This window comes from Planococcus maritimus (assembly GCF_001592825.1).
GTDB classification, from domain to species: Bacteria; Bacillota; Bacilli; order Bacillales_A; family Planococcaceae; genus Planococcus; species Planococcus maritimus_C.
In genome coordinates, this window is sequence record NZ_LTZG01000031.1 from 1 (window position 1) to 383 (window position 383).

General features: G+C 41.0%; 1 protein-coding gene. It reads right to left on the reverse strand.

Features of this window, described 5'->3' with window-relative positions; genetic code table 11:
* Positions 1-95: 95 nt before the first annotated feature.
* On the reverse strand, positions 96-383 hold a 288-nt coding region (locus tag AY633_RS12285), incomplete at its 5' end, for a hypothetical protein (protein WP_068488601.1).

Genomic DNA, 383 nt, shown 5'->3' on the forward strand with positions numbered 1-383 from the left:
ATGAAAGGCTTCGCAAGGCTGTCGAAGCATAAAAAAAGAGAGGTATCTCTCTTTTTTGTTCTTTCCCAAGGGTTATACTTCACAATTTGAGTCCATCAATCATAAAACGTAACAGTTTTAGATTTACCAGAGTAATCGGTAACAAAGAACTCGGCCTTGTTATTGCTCCCATCTACAAATTTTCCAATACTGCCAAAGGTGTGGCATTCTCCGGGTGAAAAATAGTTTGCCCCTACATAATCATCAGGATTGTCACCGGGATCATCCTCATATAAGTGCAGTGAAACAGAAAAAGGAGTGCTTCCTGAAAGGCACACTCTAAAATCTCCTCCGGTCGAGTATACCGTCGGACTTGAGTAAGTATATGTGTAAGTCCCCAACTT